The sequence below is a fragment of the Lutibacter sp. A64 genome (genome assembly GCF_022429565.1).
Classification (GTDB): Bacteria; Bacteroidota; Bacteroidia; order Flavobacteriales; family Flavobacteriaceae; genus Lutibacter.
The window spans coordinates 2,579,725-2,605,417 of the sequence record NZ_CP092487.1; the positions used below are offsets into that span (position 1 = coordinate 2,579,725).

The window sequence follows — 25,693 nt, forward strand, 5'->3', positions numbered from 1 at the left end:
ATTAATATCCTTCTTTAGCTGTTTTTCCTTCGGCAATTGCTTTTGCTGAAGACGTTCCAATACGTGTTACACCCATTGTTACCATTTTTACAGCATCTTCATAATTACGCACACCACCTGCTGCTTTTGCTGGCAATGGTTTTGCATTTTCAACAATTAGTTCCATTGCTTCAAAGGTTGCTCCGTTAGGCTTACCTTCTTCTGTTTTAAAAAATCCTGTAGACGATTTTACAAATACATTTTTAGCATTCTCTTCTCCAAAATTTTCTAAAACCATATCGCGTATTAATTGTGTTAACGCTATTATTTCTTCATTTGTTAGGGCTGCAATTTCAATAATCCATTTAGCAACTTTATTATTATCAAGTGCTAATTTAGTTCCTTTAAAAACTTCAGCTTTTACCAAATTTATTTTCTCTTCTTTAAACGCCGTATAATTAACTACATAATCTAACTCATCAACATTAGCTTCTATCGCTTTTTGCGCTTCTGCCAATTTATCGTTTGTACTATATGTTCCTTCATGAAACCCAATTACAGTACCAATTAATACTTCTGAATTAGCTTCTTTTACCATATTTTTTGCCATTGCAACAAATTCTGGACGAATCATAGCTAATTTAAAGTTGTTTTCAATAGCTTCATTCACCAAATCAATTACATTTTGTTTGGTTGCTTCTTCTGTAATATTAGCTTGTTCGGCTTTTTTTAAATATGTGGAATCTAAATATTGATTGATATTCATTCTATTATAATTTATTTATTCTGATAACAAATATAGTTTTTTATAAAGCGAAGACCATAAAAAAACCCTGCTATTGCAGGATTTAAATTTAAAAGTTGCAATAACTATTCAATTTTAAAAACTATTGGCAATCCATAACTTACAGTTACAGGTCTACCCCTTTGTTTTCCTGGTGTCATTACTGGCAATGAACCAATAATTTTTACAGCTTCTTCTTGTAGTTTTTTATGAGGAGCTCTGGCTTGAATATTTGTAACTTTACCATTTCTGTCAATTTTAAACATTACAAATATCCGTTGAATACTCCCAGGTTGTAATCCTAAATCTGTTGCAATTGCAGGGTCAAAATTCTTCATTACAAATTGTGAAATTTTTTCAGAAAAACAATCTCTAAGCTCTTGTTTATTACCTGTACAACCAGGATAAATTGGAACATCTTCTATTACCACAAAAGCAACATCTTCAACCATTACTTCTTCTTCTTCAACATCTACAATATCTTTACTAACATCTACAATAACAGCTTCTGTCTCGTCGGTTTCTGTACTTTCAATTACAGTTTCTTCAATATCTATTTCATCTTCAACTTTTATTATTTTTTCTGGAATAGCAGTTTTTGGAGCAGGTGCTGTTTGTACTTCCATTGGCTTAATTTCAACCAATACTTCATCATCGTCTTTACTTACAATTAATGCCGATATCTCTTTTATTGGACGTGGATACGATCTCATTTGAATAAATTCATACACTATAAAAAGTGCTAAAACAAAACCTAATAACATTAAAATTCGAGAATAATTTTCGAGGGCGGCATTTGGATATTTTTTAATTTCCATAATTACCTTTTTTAAATTTATAAAAAACTAAACTTAAACTGTTTAAAACAGCTAACAATTTATAATGCAAGAAACTGCAATTATAATATTTTGTAAACTTGAAGTCTCTTACAAGATTAATTTCATATTAAATTTACGAAAAAACCTACTTAAAAACAAGTATTTACACCTAAATTAAAAACTTAAATTTCGTTCTAAAAATAGCAAGTTTTTAGTTTTTTTTAAATCTATAAATAATACTTACAAACGTTATTACGAAGAGGAAAACCATACAGTAATCTCATTGTTTAGCTCCTTTAAATTCAATTTTAATTATTAAAGCTACAAACTACTTTACTCCATTAAATTCCGTTCGCAATAACGTGCATGTTAACTTCTACTGGACTTTAAAAACAATTGGCATTGAATACCTAACTTTTACAGGTGTTCCTTGCTGTTTTCCAGGCTCCATTTTTGGCAATAACTTTATTACTCTAATCGCTTCTTCTTGCAATCTTTTATGAGGTGCTCTTGCCTGAATATCAACAACATTTCCGTTTGTATCGATTTTAAATAGTGTAAAAATTCTTTGAACTCCAGGAGTTAATCCTAATTCTTCAGCCAAACCAGCATTAAACTTTCTGTTAATGTAATTGTTTATTTGTTTCGAAAAACATGCTTTAAGTTCTTCTTTTGTCCCCTTGCACCCAGGAAATAATGGAGCTTCTTCTAACATTACATAATCTACCTCATCTTTTGGATCGAATTCTTCATCTAGCTTTACATCTACCATTTTAGAAATATCAACTGGAGCATCAACATCTGGTACTTCAATTAAAGTTTCAACAACATCAACATCGTCTTTTACTTGATCTATAACATCAATAATAACCTTTTTTGGAGGCTGTTCTTTAACTTTTGGCTTTTCAAACTTAATATCAACCAACTGTTCACTTGCATCTATCAATTGCCTATCTTGCCCTGATAATATTGTAATTTGACTGTCCGTTGTTTTGTTTTGAATTAATAAATACGCAATAAAAAGCGATAATACTAAGCCTAATTGTGCAAATAATTTACTGTAATTCTCTAAATTTGCTTTTGGGTGTTTTTTAATCATAATTTATAGGTTTTATATATCCTTTTAGTTACTTGTACTTTAAATGAATCTTATTGAGTGGAATTGAGAAGATTCACCTTTGTGCAAAAACTCTAGGATAAATGTTAAAATTATGTTAAAGCAAAAAACATACCAAAAAAGAAGCTGTCCTATTTGGACAGCTTCTTATAAAGTAATTAACCTATTTTTTACTTTCCTTTAATTGCAATAATTTATGGTAAATTGTTTATTAAATTTTCTAAATCTGGTTGGCTAATTGGACTTAAGTCTGTTATTACTTCTATATGATTATCAACAATTGTATTAGCTTGAATTTTATAATAAACTTGTCCTTCAATTTCTGTAACCATAATAATATGCACCTCTAAACCAATTGGAATTGCTCCATAATGCTCTTTAAATACTTCTTCATTTTCATCCCAAATATCCATTCTTGCTATTGCAGTATCTTCACCATCATAATAAAGATATACAGCACAATTATCTCCGTTATACCCTTCTGGAACTTCTATAAAAAGTTGCGTTTTAGGTCCCGTAAAACTATACCATCTATCTAAGTTTGACCAACCAAAATCACCTAACTCAAAGTTATAAGTTACCATATAACCTGCAGTTCCTTCTACTTCTTTAAACGCTACATTGTCTTGTATTCCATCATTATCTTCATCTGCTTCTACCCAATCTTCTGTGCTTTCTAGAGTTGCTCCAGCTTTAAATACTTTCATATCCCAATCAACATCTGCAGGCGCTACATCTCTACTAGTAATAACAGCCATTTCTAATAATTCTAAATCATTTGCCCCTTGTTTTGCACCAACAAAAAACTGTCCAGCCGATTTTAAAGCTTCTTTGTCTCCATTTGGTTTTTCGCCCAATGTTGTACGGTTTTTAAGTACCATAGAGGCTTTATCGTAAATTTCTATTAACTGTACAGTTACATTTCCAGTAACTGGACTTCCATTAATTCCAAAAGAATTTGGGGAAAAATTTACTTTTGTACCTTCAGAACCTGTAATTACTCCACCTGCTGAAGCATCTATTGTAAATTCTTCAACAGTATTGATTCTGTTATCTTGAAATCTTTCGTTTAAAGCAATTCCGTCTGGTTGTGGTTGTATAGTTACATCTTCAATATCTGGATCTGAAATACAACTAGTAAAAGTTGCTATTAATGATAAACTTAATACTCCTTTTAAAATACTGCTCACTACTTTACTATTTTTTAAGTTTGTGATGTTTAATTTTTGTGTCTTCATAATATTTTTGTTTTTATTGTTTCTAATTTGTTTTACACTTATATATCAACACAGTTAAAAATTGTTACCCCCTTTTTTTTTAAAAAAGCAATTTCTTTTTAAACCAATAATTGTATGAAATTTATAAACCTTACAATTTCAATAAAAAAACAAAGAAAGGCTCCCTATTTAAAGCATAAAAAAAGGCTATCATTTTTGATAGCCTTTCCCAGTTATTAACCTATTTCTAACTGTTCGCAATTGTAATATTTTTAAGGTAATCCGTTAATTAAACTTTCTAAAGCTGGTTGTGTAATTGGTGTTAATCCTGAAATTACTTCAATATGATCTTCAACTACAGTTGTTCCTTGAATTGCATAATTTAATACTCCATCTATTTCTGCAACCATAATAATATGTACTTCTTGTCCTACTGGAATTAAACCATAATGTTCTGTAAACATTTCTAATTCTGTATTATACACATCCATTCTTGCTAAAGCTGTTGGCTCTCCATCATAAGACAAATAAAGGGCACAATTATCTTGATTAAATTCAGCTGGCACGTCTATAAAAATTTCAGTAGTTGCACCGGCAAAATTGTACCATCTATCAAGGTTCGTCCATCCAAAATCTCCAATATCATAATTATATGTTGCAAATACACCATCTGCACCTTGTGCATCTCTAATTTGAGCATCGTCTTGTTCACCATCGTTATCTTCATCTGCTTCTACCCAATCACAAGTAGCATCTATTCCATCACAATCATCATCTGGACCGGTTCTAAAAATTTTCATACCACCATCTAAATCTGCAAAATCTACAGGACGACTTTCAACACTTGCCATTGCTAATAATTCTAACTCATTAGCTCCTTGTATTGCGTTAATAAAAAACTGACCAGCAGATTTTAAAGCTTCTTTATCTCCGTTTGCTTTTTCACCTAACGTTGTACGATTTTTAAGAACCATCCCTGCTTTGTCATAAATTTCTATTAATTGAATAATTACTTGACCTGTAACAGGTGTTCCATTTATTCCAAAAGAATTTGGTTGAAAAGTTACATTTGTTCCTTGCGACCCATTAATAACTCCACCTGTTGCAGCATCTAAAGTAAATTCTTCTAAATCATTAACTCTATTGTATAAAAATCTATCGCTTAATGCAATTCCATCTGGTTGTGGTTGTATTTCATCTTCAATATCCGGATCAGAAATACAACTTGTAAATGTTGCTATTAAAGATAAACTTAATACTCCTTTTAAAATACTACTCACTACTTTACTATTTTTTAAGCTTGTGATATTTAATTTTTGTGTCTTCATAATATTTTTGCTTTTATTAGTTTTTAATTTGTGTTACACTAACATATCATCACTCTTAAAGTTTTGTTACCCCTTTTCTGAAAAAAAATTATAAATTAGCATATCTAACTAATCCAAATGAATCAAAAACCACACGCAGATCATATATATATAGAAGCTTTGTTGAAGAACGACAGTAGAGTGCTTTCTAAACTTTATGAGAAATTTTCACATAAAATAGTAGCTTACGTGAGAAAAAACAGTGGAAATGCTAATGATGCTCAAGATATTATTCAAGAAACATTGGTTACTATTTATCACCAAGCAAAAGAAAAAAACTTCATACTTACATGTCCCTTTGATGCTTACTTTTATTTATTGTGCAAAAGAAGGTGGTTAAATGAACTTAAAAAAAGAGGAAATAATAGGGTAACAATTTTAGAAGATGAAGCATCTATTAAAGACGAGCACGAACAACAAGTTGAAGAAACTGAATTATTTGAACAACAAAACCAGCTTTTTGAATCAAAATTTAAAGAATTAGGGGCTAAATGTCAAGAATTACTAAAAGCTACATTCAAAATAAAGTCGATGGAAAAAGTTGCTGAATTTTTAGGAGTAACCTATGGTTATGCTCGTAAAAAGAAATCGCAATGCATGGGTAAATTAACCCAACTTGTAAAAAATTCAAATGAATTTCAACATCTAAAAGGCTTTTAAAATGGACGAATTAAAATATATTGAGTTTGAAAACTACCTAAAAAACAAACTCTCCCAAACAGAAAAAATAGCTTTTGAAACAAAGCTACAATCTAATGCTGATTTAAAACAAGAATTTGAAATATACAAAGCATTAGAAACCTCTTTATCTTCAAAGTTTGAAAATGAAGAAGGTGAACAAGAACTAAGAAATACCTTAACTGGTCTAAGAAATCAGTTTATAAAAGAAGAAGAAGTTTCTAAAAAGAAAACTAAAGTAATTTCTTTATTTAACTATAAAAAATTATTAGTTGCTGCAAGTATTGCACTGCTTATCGGATTTTTCACCTTTAAAAATGGAAATCCTGCGTATAGTGATTTTGCCAATCATGCTAATTTAGAATTTACGGTTAGAGGCGATAATAACGAAACTATTAAAACTGCTGAAACCGCTTTTAATACTAAAAATTATACAACTGCATTTGCACAATTAACCGTACTTGAAAAAGAATTTCCTAACGATATAGAAATACAGTTATACAAAGCAATTTGTTTATTAGAACTAGATGAATTTTCTCAAGCCGATACAATTTTTGAAACGATACGTACTGGGAATTCTGCTTTTTCAACCAAAGCAACTTGGTACAAAGCCTTAAGTTTATTAAAACAAAAAAAATTTGAAGCTTGTAAAAATACACTTAAAACAATACCAGAAAGTGCTGAAGAATATGAAATAGCTAAAAAACTTCTAAATAAACTATAACCACATTTTTTATTTAGTTACTTTTATTGTCATAAAATACATTAGGGTTGACAAAAATATTAAAACCCTATTATACGATTTTATAAGAAAAAATCCATTTAAAACATAGCACTATGGCAAAATTGACCTCTATAAAGTTAGGTAAATTACCTGATTCCATTAATGTTGGAAATGCTTTAACAGAAGTTTCAATTGAAGTAACAATTGATTTTCATAAAATAGACTTACAATTAGAAATGGAATATATGCTATTTCTTTTTGTATATGATATAAATGGTAAAATAGACATACCAATTATTATTGAAAATTGGGATAAAACAGAAGTTTATGGCATTTCAGATGATCGCCACGATCATTTAATGGGTACCATAAAACTCCCTATTAAAGCAACTAAATCTAAGCTTGTTTTAAATACTTCATTAGAATTAAATTTGGGAAAAATTTCAAAAGGAGATTCCTATTTTTCTAAACATATAGAAGTTTTTGGCACTTTAATTCCTGCTATTGGTAGAGCTTCAAATTGGTCTAAACCTAAAGAAGTAGGTATTGTATTTTAAAACCTTATTTTCTTAAACTCCATATTTCATAAATTGGAGTTCCTTTACTAGATAAACCAGAATGATGCCAGTTACCATCTTTTAAACTATAATCAAATTCTAAACTAGCTCCTACTCTAGTAACGTCTCTAGAAAAGAACTCAATATTCTCTGTATATTTTCCGTTAATGGTGGTATAAGTTCCACCACCAGTTGCCATAAATTGTTTGGTTTCGGTATTATAAGCTATCCACTGAAAACGCGTTCCAGATAAAATTTTCATAGTTTTTCTTGGTCTACTTGTATCTCTTGATTCTGTCTCGCCATTTCTAATTCTACCAGACATCAACCAGGAACCTTGTAATGCTCCAGGTAATCCATTATCAATTTTTGTAAACTGAATATCTTCATCTACAATTTTTAAAACTGTATCAGAAATACTAATCTTAGAGTTTAATTTTTCACCAACAAGTTCTGGATTATCTGTATTAAATTCTATTTTTTCTATCACAGAATTTCCTTCTAATTTCCAAGAACCTCCAGTAGTATTAATAAATTCTCCATTTAAAGTATTGTAAGTTGTAGTAACTTTATAAGCATTTGAAAAGGTAATAATAGTTTTTAATTTTTCTCCTTTTTCAGAAGTAAAATACCTTTCCCAAGCACCTATAATGTTTTGCCCTTGAACCCCAAATGATGCAAATACACAGATAAGAATAACAGTTATTTTTTTCATAATTATAGATTTTTAAATTTTAAAACACACTTTGCACAAGCTTTTTAAATACTTATATATAAATCAATTACCTTAAATATATAAAATAAAATTAAACTTTATTACAAAAAAATAGCTTGAACAATTATCCAAGCTATTTTTTTATTAACCTAATCACTTTTTAAAAATAGTGCTTATTTCATTAAATAATTACTTATTCATTTCTTCCAAGAACTTTGTAATAACACTTGGTTCTGCTCTTTTTCTATAATCAAAATCTACAAACGCATATACTATTTTTCCATCTGTATTAATAATATATGTAGCTGCAATTGGCAACTCGTTTGAAGCATCACCATTATGTCCATTTAAATCAAATTTTTGATTGTAAATATTAGCAACATCATCAGTTAATTTATATACAACTCCATATTGTTTTCCTACTACATTACCAACATCACTTAATACCTCAAACTCAAGATTGTGTTTTTCTGAAGTACTTATAGACTCATCTGGCAATTCTGGTGATAATGCAATTAAATTAGCTCCTTGCGCTTTAAAATTTGGTAATTCTTCTTGTAAAGAATGAAGTGTTATATTACAATACGGACACCATCCACCTCTATACCAAGTTAAAACAACTGGTCCTTTATCTAAATAACTTTTAAGATCTACGTCTTCTCCAATTGCATTTTTTAAACTAAAATTTGGAGCTAAATCTCCAACTTTTTTAGCAGATTCTAATACACCACTGTTTTCTACAGCTTCAAAACCCTCTTTATAGATTTTTTTGGTGGTATCATCTGCTTTTTTGTTGAAATTATTCTTTCTTTCATCTAATACAGCTTGTAAAGATGAATTTTCTTCTTTTACTTCCATAGTTGTGGTATCTTCAGTTTTAGATTTATTAGTTTTTACATTATCACAAGCGTAAATACTGATTATAAGGACACTTAATGTTGCTATTTTAATAAATTTCATGTAGTAGTTTTTTTAATTATTAATTTATTTTGAATTATATATAAGTTGATAGACGAAAATACAATTACCCCAATTGCAATATAAACCAATAATAATTTTGGCTCGATCCTTAAAAAATATTCAGCCAACAATGCACCTACCATTGTAAGTAAACCAGCTAAATTAGTTAGTTTAGTAAATAAAATATACTGTGTTTGCTGTTTGACTCCCATTTTATTATCTAATAATGTAAATAATGAAGTAGCTAAATAACCAAGAAATATAAATAGAATTATTATCCCAGTAAATACCCTAAAAAATGTTGGATCTATACCTAAAGGCTTTGCCATCTCTATAAAAGCTTTTACAGAAATTTCCCATCCTGTAAGTTTTGATATTGCAAAACGAGACAATACAAGCCCCATTAATAAGTTGGTAGTAAATAATACAATTTTTATAATTTTATTCATTATTTCTAAACACTTAGTTAGTTATTAATTAAATTTTTTTATATGCTTTTAAAAATATTTTGGATGTAATTTTCCAATTGTTGTTGATTAAAAACACGAGTTGCTGAAGAAAAACCAAACATAGCTATTATTAAAAAATCTGCTTTTTGTTCTATTTGAGTTTGGTCAAATATATTTTCTTCTTTTAATTTTAAAATAAAAGCATTCCTTACGTCTAAGGTATAATCTGTTAGCATTTTTTTTACTAACTCATCAACACTCCCAATAAATTCGTTTGCAGTATTGGTTATTAAACAGCCTTTAAAAATTGTTTTTTCACTAGAAAAATCTATAAAATCATAAAAATATTGTTTAATAGCTAAAACTCCATTTGCTTTTTTCATTTTATTAATAAGCACATGTAATTTTTTATTATAGCATCTTAAACTCTCAATTAAAATTCCATTTTTACTACCAAAACTAGCATAAATAGAAAATTTATTAATACCCATTTCTTTCTCTAACTGTTGCATAGAAGTAGTTTCATAACCATTTTTCCAAAAAAGATTCATAGCTTTTTCTAAAACTTCTTGCTCGTTATATTTTTTTACTCTAGGCATTCTAAAATTTTACACCACAAAACTAAACGTTTATTTAGAAACAATAGATTAAAAAAATGTTAAAAACTTTATTTTAGATTTAAAACACATTTTTTTAAACTTTAAACAAGTTGTTTTTTTAATTACTTTTGCGCTATGATAATTACAGATACACATACGCATTTATACAGCGAACAATTTAATGAAGACAAAAATGAAATGATACAACGCGCTTTAGATGCTAACGTTTCTCGTTTTTTTATCCCTGCAATTGATTCTACCTATTTACCTGCAATGTTAGATTTGGAAAAATCATTTCCTAAAAATATGTTTTTAATGATGGGTTTACACCCAACTCACGTTAAAGAAAATGTTGAAGAAGAGTTAGCTTTTGTAAAAAAATGGCTGGATAAACGTACGTTTTATGCTGTTGGAGAAATTGGTATAGATTTATTTTGGGACAAAACTTTTTTAAAAGAACAACAATATGCCTTTAAACAGCAAATTAAATGGGCTAAAGAAAAAAAATTACCAATTGTTATACATTGTAGAGATGCTTTTAATGAAGTTTTTGAAGTTTTAGAAGAGGTTAATGATGCAAATTTATTTGGAATTTTTCATTGTTTTACCGGGACTTTAGAACAAGCTAAAAAAGCAATTTCATACAATATGAAATTAGGAATTGGAGGTGTGGTAACGTTTAAAAATGGTAAAATAGATCAGTTTTTAAATGAAATTGCTATAGAGCATATTGTTTTAGAAACCGACGCTCCTTATTTGGCACCTACACCATTTCGTGGTAAAAGAAATGAAAGCAGCTATATTACAAAAGTGTTAGATAAACTAGTAGATATTTATGGGTTAACACCACAAGAAATTGCTGAAATAACTACGCAAAATTCAAAAGACATTTTTAAAATTTAATCTGTTTGCATTCTAATAAAAGGTAATTCTGAATAATTTTCTAAAATAAGTGCTCCTTCAGAATTGATAGCGTATTTGGTTTTAATTGTTTTTTCATACTCATCAAACGTCAATGTATCTTTATCTAAACTCCAATTAAACTGAACAAGTGAAGAAACAATTTTAGTATCCATAGTACCTTCTTTATAAATTCTTAATCCAGTATTATCTTCTTGAAAAATTAATTTAAACTCAAAATCATCACTAAAATCACTTCGCATCCATTCACCAACTAATTGATTTGAATAGTCCATTTCATCCTCATTATCACAAGATAGTACAGAAGAGAAAATTAAAAGAATTAAAATAAATTTAAAAGCTTTCATATTAAAACAAAGTTAATGTAAAAAAACATTAAAAAGCTTAACTACTGATAAATAGCGTGTTTTTCTAACCATTGGTAGGTTCTTATAAATAAATGTATCTTTAAAACCAATAAATGAAATAAAAACAATTGGAAAAATTTAAAATAAGCTATTTAAAAACACCTATTGGAACTGCTAAGGTTGAAGGAAATTCTGATGGAATTTCAAAAATTACTGTTATAGATGATGTAATTAGTACTTCAAAAGAAATACCAACCTGTTTAAAAGATTGTGTTTTACAGTTAGATGAATATTTTACTGGAAAACGAAGCACTTTCAACTTAAAATTAAATCCGCAAGGAACCGAATTTCAAAAAAAAATTTGGACAGAATTACAACAAGTCCCCTTTGGAAAAACCAGCACATACCTAAAACAAAGCAAGGCAATTGGTAACGTAAAAGCAATTAGAGCAGTTGCCGCTGCTAATGGTAAAAACCCACTTTGGATTGTAATACCTTGCCATAGAATTATTGGAAGTGATGGTTCTTTAATAGGTTATGCCGGTGGTTTATGGCGAAAAAAGTGGTTATTAGAACACGAAAATCCATCTACACAACAGTCATTATTTTAAACTATTTTTGTGCAAACTCCATTCGTATAAAAATGAAAAAATGCTTTCTCTTAATAATTCTATTAGTTAGCTTAATTTCCAATGCCCAAAACGGATCTAAAAACCATCATAAAAAAACATTTATTGTAAAAAACGATTCAATAAGAATTGATTCTGTAAGTATTACCCCTTTTAACTTTAAGGTATTTTCTAAAAACAATATACTGATTGATAGCTCAGAATATAGCATTGATTTTTCAAAAGCATTATTGGTTTTTAATTCAAAAAATACATTTTCTGAAATTAGTGTTAAATACACATCGTATCCAGATTTTTTAACTAAAGAATATACTGTGTTTGATAAAAAATTAATTGTTCCCAATAGCTCAAATCAAACGCAATTATACAGCTTAACAACAAATCAAGATAAATTACCTTTTAAACCTTTTAACGGCTTAAATACCGCTGGAAATATTACCAGAGGCTTATCTGTTGGAAATAACCAAAATGGTGTTGTAAACTCTTCATTAGATTTACAAATTGTAGGAAAACTATCAGATAAAATAAGCTTAAAAGCCGCTATTTTAGATACTAACTTACCTATTCAAGAAAATGGAAATACCTATAAATTAAACGAATTTGACCGTGTTTTTATTGAATTATCAAGCGATAATTGGAATATAAATGCTGGAGATATCTATTTAAATAACTACGAAACTTCATTTTTAAATTTTAATAAAAAAGTGTCTGGTTTGGGTATAAATGCCAAAATTTTAAATGATAATTCTGAAATTGACATTGAAACTTCGGGTGCTATTGTAAAAGGGAAATACAAAAAAATAGAGTTTAATGGTTTAGAAGGCAATCAAGGTCCTTATAGTTTGTCAGACAATACTAGTAGTTATATCTTAATTTTATCTGGAACCGAGCAAATTTATGTTAATGGAATACCTCTTAAACGCGGTGAAGAAAACGATTACATCATAGATTATAACACCGCAGAAATTATGTTTACAACTACATATCCAATTACTGCAGATATGCGCATTACTGCTGAATATCAATATACAGATAGAGTTTATACGCGTTTTGTAACCTATAATAATATAGCTTATAAAAGTGATAAATTAAGCGTTAGCGGTTATTTTTACAATGAAAACGACCTAAAAAACCAACCTTTAGAACAAGATTTATCAGACGAGCAAAAACAATTACTTTCTGAAGCTGGGAATAATTCTAACCTAATGGTTACGCCTTCGGCTTATATAGACAGCTATTCTGAAGACAAAATATTATATAAAAAAAAACTTATTGGAACTTCAGAAATTTTTGAATACTCAACAAATGAAGCAGATGAATTATACAATGTTGCCTTTACTTATGTTGGTGAAAACACTGGAAGTTATATCTTAAAAGATGTTATTGCGCTCGGAAAAATTTACGAATATGCTGGAGAAAACGCAGGAAATTACAACCCAATTACTCAATTAATTGCTCCCAATAAATTGCAAGTTTCAGTTTTTAAAGCAACATACAACCCAACAGAAAAAACAACTATTAATGCAGAAACTGCATTTAGTAATAATGATGAGAATTTATTTTCTAACCTAGATGATTCAGCTAACAACGGATTGGCATCAAAATTGAATTGGGATCAAATTATATTTCAAAAAAAATGGCAATTAAAAAGCAATCTAAAATATGACTTTATAAACAGTAAATTTAAAAGTATTGAACGCATACAAAGTATAGAATTTAATAGAGATTGGAATATTGAAACCATTAGTGGAAATCAGAAATTAATTAGTAGCTCTCTAAGCTTATCAAACCAAAAAAACAATGCTATTAATTATCTATTTGAAAACTTAGAATTTAGCGATTCTTTTAAAGGAAACAAACATCATTTATTTGGAAATTTAACTCATAAAAATAGCAATTTACAATTTAACACAAGCATTTTAAATAATAAAACCTCATTTGAAGAAGGAACTTTTTTAAGGTATTATATCAGTTCTAAATACAACCTTTTAAAAAGTTGGTATGGTATAACTTTTAATGGTGAAAACAATAAACGAACAGAAATTATAACAAAAACAGCTTTAAAAACGAGTCATAAATTTAATGAAATTGAAGCTTTTTTTGGAGTTGGAGATTCAACAGACGTTTATACACAATTTGGTGTAAACTTTAGAACTACAGACAGTATTCAGAATACCAATTTTGAACAAGTAAATAACTCTAAAACATTTTATTTAAAATCTACATTATTAGCTTCAAAAACAACAAATTTAAAGGCTTATATTAATTATAGAACGGTTGATAATTTAAACTTTAAAAACGAAAATTCTTTAAATTCTAAAATAACCTATAATCAACAATTATTTAACCAGTTCTTAAATTTTAATACAAGTTATCAAACACTTTCTGGAACCTTACCACAACAAGATTATACGTATATAAAAACCGAACCAGGACAAGGTTTTTACACTTGGATAGATTATAACAATAATGAAATTAAAGAGCTTAACGAGTTTGAAATTGCTCAATTTACCGATCAAGCAACCTATTTAAGAGTAATTTTACCAAGTTTAAATTATATTGCAACACATCAAAACAAGTTTTCGCAAATAGTAGCAATAAATCCACAACAATGGAATGCTAAAACTGGATTTAAAAAATTGATTTCACATTTTTACAATCAAACGTATATTTTAATTGATAGCAAACAAAAAAAGGAAGCTGATGCATTTAATCTAAATCCATTTAAAACAAACAATCCAAATTTATTAGGATTAAATTTTAACCTAAACAATAGTTTTTATTTTAACAAAGGCTTAAAAACCTATTCTACTACTTATAATTTTATAAATTCTAAAAGTAAAAACACCACAACAATAGATAATTTAGAAAACACTATTCAACAACACAAATTACAATTTGAACATAAAATAGGTGATTATTGGCAATTAAATTTTGATATTAGCGAAGCCACAAATAAAACCGCTTCGTTAAATTACGACAATAGAAACTACAAGTTAAATACAAAAAGTCTGTTTCCTAAGATTTCATATTATTACAATACTTCAACTTATTTCTCTTTATATTTTGAAACAAAAAAGAAAGAAAATCAAATTGAAGATTTTGAAACCTTAACATCAAATAAACTTGGAGTTGAAATTAATTACGCTAACAATTCAAAAAACTTATTAAAAGCTTCTGTAGATTTATTTAATAATAATTTTGAAGGCAGTAGTAATACACCAATTGCCTATCAAATGTTAGAAGGCTTACAACCTGGAAAAAATTATACTTGGAGCCTATTATTCTACAAAAAAATTAATTCTTTTTTAAATTTAAATTTAAATTATTTAGGAAGAAAAAGTGAAACCTCAACTACAATTCATACCGGAACAATTCAACTAAAAGCAATTTTTTAAAACCATTTCTAATTTTTGGTTTAGTTTTTGTAATTACCATAATAATTAAATTACAGGTTATGAAAACAATTACATTTACTATAGCCTTGCTGTTTAGTTTAACAGTATTTTCTCAAGGTTATAAAGGGGCTTATAGAATAAATAATGTACAACAAAATTATAGAGGGCCATCACATTTAAGTGAATTTAAAATTGATGCCGCAAAATTAGCAATTGGCGGTATTGTTGAAGCTAGCTATGAATTTATTGGAAACGATGCCTCTGGTTATGGTGTATCTCTATTGGTAAACCCAAGAGAAAACGATGCTTATTTCGAAAAATTTTCAATTACTCCTTTTTACAGAATGTACTTTTTAAACCGACAACATTATGGAGCAAAAGGGCTATTTATTGAAGGGTTTTCTAAATTTTCATTTGGAACAGATGATGATGATTATGATTCTTATAATACTGATAACGATTATTTTGATACCGCTTTAGGCTTATCCATAGGAAAAAAATGGGTAAATAATAATGGTTTTATTTTAGAAATATTTGCCGGAGGAGGAAGAACACTTGGTTTAAGTGAAGCATCTCCAGGAGGTTTTTTTAGAGGTGGAATATTTATAGGAAAACGATTCTAAAAAAAATGCCGAGCAAAATTGCTCGGCATTTTTTTATATATGTATTTTGAAAATTAATCTGCAAGAATAATAATCTTGTTTTCTTTCATTTCAATAGTTCCACTTTTAATTGAAAGTGCATATTCTCCATTAGTATTTGTAAAATTATCAGCAAATTGTTTTTCAATTTTAACATTTTCACCTTTAAATCTTACAGTTCCTTCAACAAGTAAAGAAACAATTGGTGCGTGATTATTTAACATTTGAAAATCACCATTAATACCTGGAACAGCTATTAAATCAACTTCTGAATGTAATAATGTTGCTTCTGGCGATACTATTTCTAAAATCATTTTTTTTAGCTTTTGGCTTTAAGCAATTAAAATTATGCTTCTACTAACATTTTCTCTCCAGCATCAATTGCATCTTGAATAGAACCTCTAAGGTTAAATGCTGCTTCTGGATATTTATCTAATTCACCATTCATAATCATATTAAAGCCTTTAATAGTATCTTTAATATCAACTAAAACCCCAGGAATACCTGTAAATTGTTCTGCTACGTGGAATGGTTGCGATAAGAAACGTTGTGCTCTACGTGCTCTATGTACAACTAATTTATCTTCTTCAGATAATTCTTCCATACCCAAAATAGCAATGATATCTTGTAATTCTTTATAACGTTGTAACAATTCTTTTACATTTTGAGCACATTCGTAGTGTTCTTTTCCTAAAATGTCAGCAGTTAAAATTCTTGAAGTAGAATCTAATGGATCTACTGCAGGATAAATACCTAACTCAGCAATTTTACGAGACAATACTGTGGTTGCATCTAAATGTGCAAACGTTGTTGCTGGCGCAGGATCCGTTAAATCATCTGCAGGTACGTAAACCGCTTGTACAGATGTAATAGAACCATTTTTAGTTGAAGTAATACGCTCTTGCATTGCTCCCATTTCTGTTGCTAATGTTGGTTGGTAACCTACCGCAGATGGCATACGACCTAAAAGTGCAGATACCTCAGAACCAGCTTGTGTAAAACGGAAAATATTATCTACGAAAAATAATACATCTTTTCCTTGTCCTTCACCAGCACCATCTCTAAAATATTCAGCAATTGTTAAACCAGATAAGGCAACACGTGCACGAGCTCCAGGTGGCTCATTCATTTGTCCGAATACGAAAGTGGCTTTAGATTCTTTCATTCCAGATTTATCAACTTTAGATAAATCCCATCCTCCATCTTCCATAGAGTGCATAAAATCATCACCGTATTTAATAATACCCGATTCTAACATCTCTCTTAAAAGGTCATTTCCTTCACGAGTTCTTTCTCCAACTCCAGCAAATACTGAAAGTCCACCGTGACCTTTTGCTATATTATTAATTAACTCTTGAATTAATACAGTTTTACCAACTCCGGCTCCACCAAATAATCCAATTTTACCACCTTTAGCATAAGGCTCAATTAAGTCAATTACTTTAATTCCTGTAAATAAAACTTCTGTTGAAGTAGATAATTCATCAAATTTAGGTGCTTGTCTGTGAATTGGAAGTCCGTTTTTACCTTCTTTAGGTAAATTTCCCAATCCATCAATTGCATCTCCAATAACATTAAATAAACGACCATAAATAGCATCTCCAACAGGCATTTGTATTGCGTTACCTGTAGCATAAACTGTTGTTCCTCTACTTAATCCATCAGATGAATCCATTGAAATTGTTCTAACAGTATTTTCACCAATATGAGACTGTACTTCTAATACTAAAATTGATCCATCTTCTCTTTTAATTTCTAATGAATCGTATATTCTTGGAAGTTCTGCCCCAGACTCAAACTCAACGTCTATAACTGGACCAATAATTTGCGCAACTTTACCCGTAACCTTTGTCATTCCTTTAACTGTTTATATTTTAGATAATTAATCTTTTTAGTCAATCTTCATTTTCAAGTCGCAAAGATAGTTTTTTGATTTTTATTTAAAAAATAAAAAAAAAGTTTTTTAAAAAAAAACAAAAGCCCCAAAAGATTGGGGCGTTTTAAAGGTTTTATTTTTCTATAATCACTATGGATTTATAGTCCAAGAAACAAAATATTGCGATCCAATTTTTCCATTACCCGGCGCACTAAAATACTCTTTACCTCCTAAATTAGCTCCTCCAATTTTAAAATTAGATTTCCATTTATCAACCGTATAATTAACTTGTGCGTCTATAACGGTTCTCTCTTCAATAATAGCATCTGCAATAACAGATTGCCATAAATATTCATCGCTCCATCTTATATTTAGGTTAAAACCTAAATTTTTAATTACTTCTGTATTTCCAATAGATAATTTTACTTTATGTTCTGGCGTATTAAATCCTGCTTCATAATCTGGATCAGAAGATTGATCAAAATCAAACTTAGCATAGGTATAATTTAAACCCAAATCATAATTACCATATACTCTTGAGGTTAAACCAATACTACCACCATAAGATGAAATATCTGCGGTTGAATTTGTATATATTTGAAACCCTTGTATATCTCCACTTCCAATTGCTTCTAACAATAATTGTGTGTTTTGATCTGTAGCTACATTTGTAGCATCAAAAGCAGTTACATCACCATATAAAGGTGCTGCTACATTTTTATTTCCAATAAAATCTTCAAACACATTATAATATGCACTTGCATCTATAGAAAATTTACCAAAACCTGCTCTATACCCAACTTCAAAAGCTGTTACATGCTCTGGTTGCACATAATCAACAGTAGATTGCTCTAACAATCCTGCGTTTAAACCTGCAGCTTGTGCTGGAGTAGCTCCAGCTGCAATTGCTATTTGAACTGCGGTTGCAAAATTTATTAGAGATGATTCTGAAAATGCATTGTCGTAAGCCCTTGCTCCAGATAATTGAACCGTAGTGGCTCCTACTACTGCCTGACCAATTGCGCTATTAATTTGAATTGGTGAAGATGTATATCTATCTAAATTATCTAATGCAGACCCAACTATTAAACCAACACCCGCATCTAAACCTGTATACAAATCTTGGGTTGTTGGATTTCTAAATCCTGTTTGAAAAGAAGCTCTTAAATTACGTGTTTTCCCTTCTCCTAAAGAATAAGACATGGAAACTCTTGGCGAAACATTTCCATCAAAGTTTTTAGCTTTATCATAACGTAAAGACCCTGTAAACTTTAGCCTATCGTCTAAATATTTTTTTTGAATTTGAGTATAAGCTCCATATTCATTATAACGAATTGGCCCATCAGCATCTGTAAAAATAGTTCCTCCAGAATTTAATGCATATTGTCTTAATGATCCTCCTATTTGAATATCAGCAAAATCAATTAATCCTTGAAAATTATAATTAGCATCTACATGATATAGTTTAGTATTATCTTTAAATTTAGCTCCGGTTAAAAAATCTGGATCTAAAACAATTTCACCCAAAGCTTTCTTAAACTCAGGAGTTCCTGGTTGTACCGTTATATTTGCATCTGCATATTCTCTTGCTTGCGCATGTGCCACATCACTACTAGCACCCCCTATTACACCTTGCAAATATGCTCCTGCATAAGTTCCAAACCATTCTCCTGCAGTTTGTTTTGTTAAATTAACACCAGCTAATTTTAAATCGTACGAGTCTCCACCATCTTCACTTGTTAAATAACCTCTTACAAAAAAACGATCGTTTTTAATTTCTAACTTATGCTGTTGCATAAAGAAATTATTAATATTATACCTATTTGTTCCTTGATAGATTGTATTTCCATGTCCAAATTTAGCATTATAAATCAACTCTAAATCATCTGCAAAAGGACGGTAATGTAATGAAATATTAGTCTTAATACTTCTCGCGTTGTAGTCTGTTAAATCTACTTCTTTATAACCCGTTCTAGATACATTATCTTGTGGTAAGTACGCACTTGAACCAGCAGGAAGTGCACCTATACTTTCTAAATATTGCCCAAACGAATTTAAATCACCCAATCCAGCCGAAGCTAAACTTACCTCATCACCATAAATATTCATTCTATCAAAAGATGTTTGTCCGGTTTCATCTAAAATTGGTGTAGCTGAACCTGTTACACTATTTTCGTGATCATAATCTCTATAATCTGTAGCATACCAATCTGTTCCTTTTAAGAATGAAAAAGAAGCTTTTGCAGCAAATTTATCACTAAACTTATATGCCATTCTTATACCACCATCAAAAAATCTATTATCTCCTGCTGCTTTTTGTGAAGTAATTCCTGTTTTAACATAGGTACTAATTCCTGGAGAATCGAAAGGGTTTTTACTAGTCATAAATAAAATACCATTAAAAGCATTTGCACCATATAATGCAGAAGATGCTCCTGGTAAAAGTTCAACAGAATTTACATCTAACTCAGATAAGCCTAAAAGATTACCCAAAGCAAAATTTAATGCAGGTGAAGAATTATCCATACCATCAACTAATTGCATAAACCTAGTGTTTGAAAAAGTAGCAAACCCTCTAGTATTAACACTTTTATTAGTTAAACTATTGGTATTAATGTCAACTCCTTTTAAATTTTCTAAACCATCATAAAAAGAAGGAGAAGAAGTGTTTTTAATTTCTCTTACATCCATTCTTTCAATAGTAACCGGAGATTCTAAAATACGCTCTGGAGTTCTAGAAGCAGAAACAACCACCTCATCTAAAGCTGTTGCAGACTCTTCTAATGAAATTGTTATTTTTTGATCATTTTTAGTAATTTCAACTTTAGCCGTAGTATACCCAATTAGTGAAACTTCTAATGAAAATGGTGGATTTTGGGCTGTATTCAACAAAAAATTCCCATCAAAATCAGTTGTAGTTCCTATAGATTTTCCTACTACTTTAATATTAGCACCTGGTATTGGCTGTCCTGTTTTTGCTTCTATTACATATCCTGATATTGCAGTTTGGGCAATTACAGAAGTTCCCATAAATAGTACAAGAAAAACACTTAATAATTTCTTCATAATATCATACATAATATTGATTAACAAGAGCGCAAATTACAACTATTTCTCTATTAACGTTAAAACAAGTTATTATAAATGAAGAGTGTAAATTGTATAAAATGTTTTATTCTAAATGTATCAATCACAATATCAAAAAGTTATATTTCAAAAAGCATCTATTTAAAATATACTTTTTTTACATAAAACTTAAATACAATTTATATTTAAGCTTCATTATTTTCTCCTAAAAAGGCTTCAGAAAAAAATTCAAAATAACAATCTCTTAACTATAACAGCTAAAAAATAAACTAAGAATTCACTTTTATTGAAGCTAATGTAACTAAAAAAACACCCTAAAAAACAAACGCTTTTTAAGCGAAATTTCACCTAAAAAGCGTTTTTGTATAGTTTGCTACTAAAAGTTTAATAGCTGTTTTATTTTCTTATGGGTTTATGGTCCAAGAAGCAAAATATTGCGAACCGATTTTTCCATTACCTGGCGCACTAAAATACTCTTTACCTCCTAAATTAGCAGCTCCAATTTTAAAGGTAGACTTCCATTTATCAACCGTATAATTAACTTGTGCATCCACAACTGTTTTTGCATCAATCATAGCATCTGCAATAGAAGACTCCCACATATATTCATCATTCCAACGAATATTAACAGCAAAACCTAAATTTTCAATCAACTCGGTATTTCCAACAGAGAACTTCACTTTATTCTCTGGAGTATTAAATCCTGCTTCATAATCTGGATCTGTAGATTGATCAAAATCAAACTTAGCATAGGTATAGTTTAACCCAAAGCTATAATTTCCAAATAACGTAGTAGACACTCCAATACTTCCTCCGTAAGAAGCAATATCTGCTTTTGAATTTGTATAAACTTGAAATGGCTGATAATCTCCATTACTAATTGCAATTAAAGCCGCTGGAGTTGGCCCTCCTAATTGAGTTGGAAGCGAAACAATATCAGACAAATCAACATTACCATAATGCGGTACAACAACCGTTTTATTACCTATAAAATCTTCATATTGATTGTAATATGCACTTGCATCTAAAGATAATTTTCCAAAACCTGCTCTATAACCTATTTCGTAAGCAGTTACTTTTTCTGGTTTTACATAATCAAAATCAGCAACTTTTAATAATCCTGGATTTACTGTTCCTTGTGCAGCACTTGCCCCAAAAGCGTAAAGAGACGTTAAAGTATAAGCATTTTCATAGGCCGATCTTCCACTTAACTGAACTGTTGATGGCATACCTATAGCTTGCGCAGTTGAACTATTTTGTAATGGACTTGACGTGTATCTATCTAAATTATCTGGAGCTGAACCAACTAATATTGCTTGTCCAGCATCTAAACCGATATATTGATCTTGAGTAGTTGGATTTCTAAATCCTGTTTGAAATGAAGCCCTTAAATTTCTTGTTTTACCTTTTCCTAATGAGTAAGATAATGAAATTCTTGGTGAAACATTTCCATCAAAATTCTTAGCTTTATCATAACGTATAGAACCTGTAAATTTTAATCTATCGTCTAAATATTTTTTTTGAATTTGTGTATAAGCACCATACTCATTATAATCTATAGAACCATCGTAATCTGTAAAGATAGTTCCGCTCGAGTTTAAAGAATATTGTCTCCAAGAACCACCCACTTGTACATCTGCAAAATCAATTATTTCATGAAAATTATAGTTAGCATCTGCATGATATATTTTAGTTTTATCTTGAAATTTTGCACCAGTTGTTAAATCTGGGTCTGATATAATTCGGTTTAAAGCTTCTTTAAATTCTGGAGTTCCTGGCTGTAAAGTCACATTAGCATCTGCATACTGCCTTGCACTAGCGTGAGCAGCATCGTTACTTGCACCTCCTAAAACACTTTGCAAATACGCACCTGCATAAGTACCAAACCATTGTTCTGCAGTTTCTTTGGTTAAATTTATCCCTGCAAAACGCATATCATAAGAATCTCCTGCATCTTCATCGGTTAAATAACCCCTTACAAAAAAGTTATCATTTCTAACTTCAATTTTATGTTGTTGCATAAAAAAGTTATTAATATTATATCTATTTGCTCCTTGATAAATAGTATTTCCTTGCCCAAATTTAGCATTGTAGATAATTTCTAAATCATCTTCAAAAGGTTTGTAATGCAATGCAATATCTACTTTAGCACTTTCTGCAACATAATCTGTTAAATCGCGCTCTTTATAACCAGTTCTAGAAACATTATCTTGAGGTAAATAAGCACTAGATCCTGCAGGCAATTGACCAATAGCCTCTAAATATTGACCAACACCTCTAAGATTTCCAAATGGTGTTGCAGACAATTGCACTTCATCTCCGTAGACGTTTAATTGATCAAAAGCTGTTTGACCCGCTGCAACAGGTACTACAGTATCTGCATTACCAGCTCCATTATCTAAATATTGATTGTAATCTGTAGCATACCATTCTGTTCCTTTTAAGAATGAAAAAGAAGCTTTTGCCGCAAATTTATCACTAAACTTATAAGCCATTCTAATACCAGCATCAACAAAATTGTTATCACCAGCCTCTTTAGATGATGTAATCCCTGTTTTACCATACACACTAACACCTTCAGAATTAAAAGGATTCTTGCTCGTCATAAATAAAACACCATTAAAAGCATTTGCACCATACAATGCCGATGATGCTCCTGGTAATAACTCAACAGTATTAACATCTAATTCTGACATTCCTAATAAATTTCCTAAATTAAAATTAAGAGCTGGCGAAGAATTATCCATACCATCTACTAATTGCATAAAACGTGTATTGGCAAAAGTTGCAAAACCTCTTGTATTTACAGATTTAAATGTTAAACTATTGGTATTAACATCTACACCTTTTAAATTTTCTAAGCCACCATAAAAAGAAGGAGAGGATGTGTTTTTAATCTCTCCAGCATCCATTCTTTCAATAGTAACAGGAGATTCTAAAATACGCTCTGGAGTTCTAGAGGCAGAAACAACCACCTCGTCTAAAGCTGTTGCAGATTCTTCTAATGAAACGGTTATTTTTTGATTATTTTGAGTAATTTCAATTTCTTTTGAAGTGTAACCTATTAATGAAACCTCAATTAAAAATGGAGGATTTTGAGCTAATTTTAATGAAAAATTTCCATCAAAGTCAGATGTAGTTCCAATAGATTTACCTACAACCTTAATATTGGCTCCAGGTATAAGTTGCCCTGATTTTGCATCTATTACAGACCCCTTTATTGATGTTTGAGCAAACACCGAAGCCCCTAATAGCACAAAAAAAACACTTAGTAATTTTTTCATAATATATTATTTGATTTTGGTTAATAGAATTGCAAAATACAAATATTTTTAGAATATCCTAAAAAAGACAATAAAAAAATAGGTATTGCAAAAAAAACAAGCTTTTTTATTACGAATATAATAGTATTACTTTTAAGAGAAATTTATAAAGATTACTCACCAAAATTTTATTATTAAACATCACTTATTAAAAATTTTATTATTTCAACCTATAGAATAAGCTATTAAAAATTTAAAATTTTAATTAAATAATATTTAACTATTTTTGCTGAAACTAAAAACTAACTATTATGATTAAAATGATTCACTCTTACTGGGCTTACATAGTTCTTATTGTGTTAATTTTTGCAGTTATCAATGCTTTCTTAGGCTTAAAAGCTAACAAAAAATTTGAAGCTAAAGATTTACGAATTTCTTTATTTGCATTAATTGCAACTCACATTCAACTACTTGTAGGCTTAGTAACTTATTACGTATCTCCTTTTTACGAATCAATGAGAAATGTTGGTATGGGAGAGGTTATGAAAAATAGTGATTTAAGAAAAATTTTAATTGAACACCCTTTTGTGGGTATTATTGCCATTGCTTTAATTACAATTGGATTTTCTAAACATAAAAAGAAAACTACAGATAGTGCAAAATTTAAAACAATTGCTATATTTTACACTATTGCATTAATTTTAATATTAAGTAGAATTCCTTGGGACTTGTGGTTCGCTAATTAATAAGATTTAAAGTTGTTTTAAAAGTGAATTTGATCACTTTTAAAACAACTAATTATATTTTGAATATGAAAAAAATACTTCCCTATTTTTTATCTATTATATTCTATTTTTTTTATGGAATACTCTTATTGTTTTTCCACGCATTACAGTGGATTGGTTTTAACTTTGGTAAATACAAAGGGCATAAGTTTATAGTTGACATAATGAACTGTTCCCTAACTTATCTTTTATATATTTTAGGAACTCGTATAAAATTTATAAATAAGTATAATATTCCAAAAAACGTTCCTTTAATAGTTGTTTCTAACCACCAAAGCATGCACGATATTAGTCCAATTTCGTACTATTTAAGAAAACATCACCCAAAATTTGTTTCTAAAATGGAATTAGGAAAAGGTATTCCAAGTGTTTCATATAATTTAAGACACGGAGGTTCCGTTTTAATTGACAGAAAAGACCCTCGCCAATCCCTAGCAGCCATTAGAGATTTTGGAAAATATATTGAAAAAAACAACTATACTGCCGTAATTTTCCCTGAAGGAACAAGAAGTAAAGATGGTGTTCCTAGACGATTTTCAGAAAACGGTCTAAAAATGCTTACTAAATTTGCACCTTCAGCCTATATAATTCCAGTTACAATTAACAATTGTTGGAAACTTAACAGATTTGGCATGTTTCCATTAGAAGTTGGCGTAAAAGTAACTTTCAATTTTCACGAACCAATAGAAGCTAGCTCTTTAAAATTTGAAGACTTATTTAAAAAAGTTGAAAGCTCCATAAAAAATTCCGTAATTTAGCGACCTACTACTAAAAAAATTAGA

Annotated in this window: 23 protein-coding genes; 9 read left to right on the forward strand and 14 right to left on the reverse strand. The window is 29.5% G+C overall.

The genetic code is table 11. The features are described from left to right. Nucleotide 1 precedes the first annotated feature (1 nt). The 5 genes from deoC to MKD41_RS10455 form a co-directional block, all read right to left on the reverse strand. Nucleotides 2–745 carry a deoxyribose-phosphate aldolase gene (gene deoC, locus MKD41_RS10435; protein ID WP_240242236.1) on the reverse strand — a complete coding sequence of 248 codons (744 nt, stop codon included), beginning with the start codon at nucleotides 743–745 and terminating at the stop codon, nucleotides 2–4. A 104-nt stretch (nucleotides 746–849) separates the two neighbouring features. Continuing rightward, the gene (locus MKD41_RS10440) at nucleotides 850–1,581 is read right to left on the reverse strand and encodes an energy transducer TonB (RefSeq protein WP_240242237.1); all 732 of its coding nucleotides are present in this window, start codon (nucleotides 1,579–1,581) and stop codon (nucleotides 850–852) included. A gap of 376 nt (nucleotides 1,582–1,957) precedes the next feature. Beyond that, a complete protein-coding gene (locus tag MKD41_RS10445) occupies nucleotides 1,958–2,680 on the reverse strand; it encodes an energy transducer TonB (RefSeq protein ID WP_240242238.1) in 723 nt (240 codons plus the stop codon). A 212-nt stretch (nucleotides 2,681–2,892) separates the two neighbouring features. Further along, the gene (locus tag MKD41_RS10450; RefSeq protein ID WP_240242239.1) at nucleotides 2,893–3,936 is read right to left on the reverse strand and encodes a hypothetical protein; all 1,044 of its coding nucleotides are present in this window, start codon (nucleotides 3,934–3,936) and stop codon (nucleotides 2,893–2,895) included. Between the two features lie 251 nt (nucleotides 3,937–4,187). Then, complete coding sequence (locus tag MKD41_RS10455) at nucleotides 4,188–5,243, reverse strand: hypothetical protein (protein WP_240242240.1); 1,056 nt, start codon at nucleotides 5,241–5,243, stop codon at nucleotides 4,188–4,190. A gap of 117 nt (nucleotides 5,244–5,360) precedes the next feature. Between MKD41_RS10455 and MKD41_RS10460 the strand changes: the two genes are divergently transcribed. From MKD41_RS10460 to MKD41_RS10470, 3 genes are all read left to right on the forward strand, one after another. Beyond that, the gene (locus MKD41_RS10460) at nucleotides 5,361–5,942 is read left to right on the forward strand and encodes an RNA polymerase sigma factor (protein ID WP_240242241.1); all 582 of its coding nucleotides are present in this window, start codon (nucleotides 5,361–5,363) and stop codon (nucleotides 5,940–5,942) included. A gap of 1 nt (nucleotide 5,943) precedes the next feature. Then, complete coding sequence (locus tag MKD41_RS10465; protein WP_240242242.1) at nucleotides 5,944–6,684, forward strand: tetratricopeptide repeat protein; 741 nt, start codon at nucleotides 5,944–5,946, stop codon at nucleotides 6,682–6,684. 113 nt (nucleotides 6,685–6,797) lie between these two features. After that, the gene (locus MKD41_RS10470) at nucleotides 6,798–7,241 is read left to right on the forward strand and encodes a hypothetical protein (protein WP_240242243.1); all 444 of its coding nucleotides are present in this window, start codon (nucleotides 6,798–6,800) and stop codon (nucleotides 7,239–7,241) included. A gap of 4 nt (nucleotides 7,242–7,245) precedes the next feature. Here the strand turns inward: MKD41_RS10470 and MKD41_RS10475 are convergent, their stop codons facing one another. The 4 genes from MKD41_RS10475 to MKD41_RS10490 form a co-directional block, all read right to left on the reverse strand. Further along, complete coding sequence (locus MKD41_RS10475; RefSeq protein WP_240242244.1) at nucleotides 7,246–7,956, reverse strand: membrane or secreted protein; 711 nt, start codon at nucleotides 7,954–7,956, stop codon at nucleotides 7,246–7,248. Between the two features lie 189 nt (nucleotides 7,957–8,145). Beyond that, nucleotides 8,146–8,916 carry a peroxiredoxin-like family protein gene (locus tag MKD41_RS10480; protein ID WP_240242245.1) on the reverse strand — a complete coding sequence of 257 codons (771 nt, stop codon included), beginning with the start codon at nucleotides 8,914–8,916 and terminating at the stop codon, nucleotides 8,146–8,148. Further along, the gene (locus tag MKD41_RS10485) at nucleotides 8,913–9,365 is read right to left on the reverse strand and encodes a hypothetical protein (protein WP_240242246.1); all 453 of its coding nucleotides are present in this window, start codon (nucleotides 9,363–9,365) and stop codon (nucleotides 8,913–8,915) included. The genes MKD41_RS10480 and MKD41_RS10485 overlap by 4 nt, the downstream gene beginning before the upstream one ends. A 38-nt stretch (nucleotides 9,366–9,403) precedes the next feature. Next, complete coding sequence (locus MKD41_RS10490; RefSeq protein WP_240242247.1) at nucleotides 9,404–9,964, reverse strand: TetR/AcrR family transcriptional regulator; 561 nt, start codon at nucleotides 9,962–9,964, stop codon at nucleotides 9,404–9,406. A 135-nt stretch (nucleotides 9,965–10,099) separates the two neighbouring features. Here MKD41_RS10490 and MKD41_RS10495 point away from each other — a divergent pair, with 135 nt between their 5' ends. Next, a complete protein-coding gene (locus MKD41_RS10495) occupies nucleotides 10,100–10,867 on the forward strand; it encodes a TatD family hydrolase (RefSeq protein WP_240242248.1) in 768 nt (255 codons plus the stop codon). Here the strand turns inward: MKD41_RS10495 and MKD41_RS10500 are convergent. Further along, nucleotides 10,864–11,232, reverse strand: coding sequence for a hypothetical protein (locus MKD41_RS10500; protein ID WP_240242249.1), 369 nt, complete (start codon nucleotides 11,230–11,232; stop codon nucleotides 10,864–10,866). The two genes, MKD41_RS10495 and MKD41_RS10500, sit on opposite strands and share 4 nt — an antisense overlap. Nucleotides 11,233–11,360: 128 nt before the next feature. On the opposite strand from MKD41_RS10500, the gene MKD41_RS10505 reads away from it, so the two are divergent. From MKD41_RS10505 to MKD41_RS10515, 3 genes are read left to right on the forward strand one after another with little or no spacing between them, the layout of a single operon-like run. Continuing rightward, nucleotides 11,361–11,843 (forward strand): methylated-DNA--[protein]-cysteine S-methyltransferase, encoded by a 483-nt coding sequence (locus tag MKD41_RS10505; protein ID WP_240242250.1) that lies wholly within the window; start codon nucleotides 11,361–11,363, stop codon nucleotides 11,841–11,843. A gap of 32 nt (nucleotides 11,844–11,875) precedes the next feature. Then, nucleotides 11,876–15,259: a hypothetical protein gene (locus tag MKD41_RS10510; protein WP_240242251.1), complete on the forward strand. Its 3,384-nt coding sequence runs from the start codon at nucleotides 11,876–11,878 to the stop codon at nucleotides 15,257–15,259. Between the two features lie 59 nt (nucleotides 15,260–15,318). Next, nucleotides 15,319–15,882, forward strand: coding sequence for a hypothetical protein (locus tag MKD41_RS10515; RefSeq protein ID WP_240242252.1), 564 nt, complete (start codon nucleotides 15,319–15,321; stop codon nucleotides 15,880–15,882). A 53-nt stretch (nucleotides 15,883–15,935) separates the two neighbouring features. Here the strand turns inward: MKD41_RS10515 and MKD41_RS10520 are convergent, their stop codons facing one another. From MKD41_RS10520 to MKD41_RS10535, 4 genes are all read right to left on the reverse strand, one after another. Next, nucleotides 15,936–16,214: a F0F1 ATP synthase subunit epsilon gene (locus MKD41_RS10520; protein ID WP_240242253.1), complete on the reverse strand. Its 279-nt coding sequence runs from the start codon at nucleotides 16,212–16,214 to the stop codon at nucleotides 15,936–15,938. 32 nt (nucleotides 16,215–16,246) lie between these two features. After that, on the reverse strand, nucleotides 16,247–17,755 hold the full coding sequence (gene atpD, locus MKD41_RS10525) for a F0F1 ATP synthase subunit beta (protein WP_240242254.1): 1,509 nt from the start codon (nucleotides 17,753–17,755) through the stop codon (nucleotides 16,247–16,249). Between the two features lie 171 nt (nucleotides 17,756–17,926). Next, nucleotides 17,927–20,842: a TonB-dependent receptor domain-containing protein gene (locus tag MKD41_RS10530; protein WP_240242255.1), complete on the reverse strand. Its 2,916-nt coding sequence runs from the start codon at nucleotides 20,840–20,842 to the stop codon at nucleotides 17,927–17,929. Between the two features lie 425 nt (nucleotides 20,843–21,267). Then, nucleotides 21,268–24,147: a TonB-dependent receptor domain-containing protein gene (locus MKD41_RS10535; protein ID WP_240242256.1), complete on the reverse strand. Its 2,880-nt coding sequence runs from the start codon at nucleotides 24,145–24,147 to the stop codon at nucleotides 21,268–21,270. Nucleotides 24,148–24,437: 290 nt separating this feature from the next. Here MKD41_RS10535 and MKD41_RS10540 point away from each other — a divergent pair, with 290 nt between their 5' ends. Together MKD41_RS10540 and MKD41_RS10545 are read left to right on the forward strand one after the other, a co-directional pair. Beyond that, nucleotides 24,438–24,872: a hypothetical protein gene (locus tag MKD41_RS10540; protein ID WP_240242257.1), complete on the forward strand. Its 435-nt coding sequence runs from the start codon at nucleotides 24,438–24,440 to the stop codon at nucleotides 24,870–24,872. A 65-nt stretch (nucleotides 24,873–24,937) separates the two neighbouring features. Continuing rightward, on the forward strand, nucleotides 24,938–25,669 hold the full coding sequence (locus MKD41_RS10545) for a lysophospholipid acyltransferase family protein (protein ID WP_240242258.1): 732 nt from the start codon (nucleotides 24,938–24,940) through the stop codon (nucleotides 25,667–25,669). Nucleotides 25,670–25,693 lie beyond the last annotated feature (24 nt).